Here is a 1,278-nt window from a genome sequence, read left to right as displayed (position 1 = left end):
GCTTCGGCGTGGCCGCCGAGTTCGGCCACATCCGGGTCGTCCCGGACGGGCTGCTCTGCGGCTGCGGCAGCCAGGGCTGTTGGGAGCAGTACGCCTCCGGCCGTGCCCTCGTGCGGTACGCGAAGCAGCGCGCCAACGCCACCCCCGAGAACGCCACGATCCTGCTGGCGCTCGGCGACGGCACGGTCGAGGGCATCGAGGGCAAGCACATCAGCGAGGCCGCCCGGCAGGGCTGCCCCGTGGCCGTCGACTCGTTCCGCGAGCTGGCCCGCTGGGCCGGCGCCGGACTGGCCGACCTCGCCTCGCTCTTCGACCCGTCCGCCTTCATCGTCGGCGGCGGCGTCTCGGACGAGGGCGAACTGGTCCTCGACCCGATCCGCAAGTCGTTCCGACGCTGGCTGATCGGCGGCGAATGGCGCCCGCACGCCCAGGTTCTCGCGGCCCAACTGGGCGGCAAGGCCGGACTCGTGGGTGCGGCGGACCTGGCCCGGCAGGGCTGATCCGGCCGGACACGGACACACCGGACGCCCGTCGCGCCCTCTCGCGGAGGCACCGCGCTTCTTCCGCTGGCGCAAGGCCGCCGCCCGGCTGGCGGCCCGCACCGACCTGGTGGTCCTCGGCGGCGGTGGCACCGCCGCCGGCCCCCTGCTCCTCTGCTCGCTGCGCGCCACGGTCGAACGCACCGAGGACATCCTGCTGCCGCTCACCCCGGGACTGCACCGCAGGGGCTTCGCCACCGCGGTGGTCCGGATCGCCGGCACCAGGATCGGGGTGCTGAGCTGCCATCTGAGCCTCGACCGCACGGAACGCCTCGCCCAGGCCGGGCGCCTGCTGGAGACGGTGGACGCGATGGGCGTGGAGCACGTGGTCGTCGCCGGTGACCTCAACGACGTACCGAGCGGGCGGGCCTTCCGGCTGCTCGCCGGGCGGTTCCAGGACTGCTGGGCCCTGCGGCCCCGGGGCGGCGAGCACACCTTCCCGCCGCACGACCCGCACAAGCGGCTCGACGCCGTCTTCGCGACCGGCGGCATCGAGGTGCTCGGCTGCGGGGTCCCGGCGGGACTGCCCGGGGTGTGGCGGCCCGACCTGCTGGCGGCCACCGACCACCTGCCGGTGCTGGCCGCGCTGCGGGTGCCGGCGGGGCCCTTGGGCGGGCGGTGAGGGTGCCGCGCCCCTTTCCGGGGCGCGGGGTTCCGTCCTCAATCGCCGGACGGGCTTGAATGCGCGGGTCGCCCGAGGGGTGCGCCCTGTTCGGTGTGTGGGGGTGGGGTCCCTCCG

2 protein-coding genes are annotated in these 1,278 nt (G+C 75.6%); both read left to right on the top strand.

Annotation, left to right across the window (positions count from 1 at the left end; genetic code table 11):
- Positions 1-500 (top strand): ROK family protein (locus JGS39_RS39945; RefSeq protein WP_219574647.1); only part of this gene is annotated, 500 nt, incomplete at its 5' end.
- Complete coding sequence (locus JGS39_RS39940) at positions 472-1,161, top strand: endonuclease/exonuclease/phosphatase family protein (protein ID WP_219574646.1); 690 nt, start codon at positions 472-474, stop codon at positions 1,159-1,161. The genes JGS39_RS39945 and JGS39_RS39940, both read left to right, overlap by 29 nt.
- Positions 1,162-1,278: the final 117 nt, after the last annotated feature.

It is taken from the genome of Streptomyces poriferorum, from assembly GCF_019399235.1.
Classification (GTDB): Bacteria; Actinomycetota; Actinomycetes; order Streptomycetales; family Streptomycetaceae; genus Streptomyces; species Streptomyces poriferorum.
This window is presented reverse-complemented; position numbering and strand designations above follow the sequence as displayed.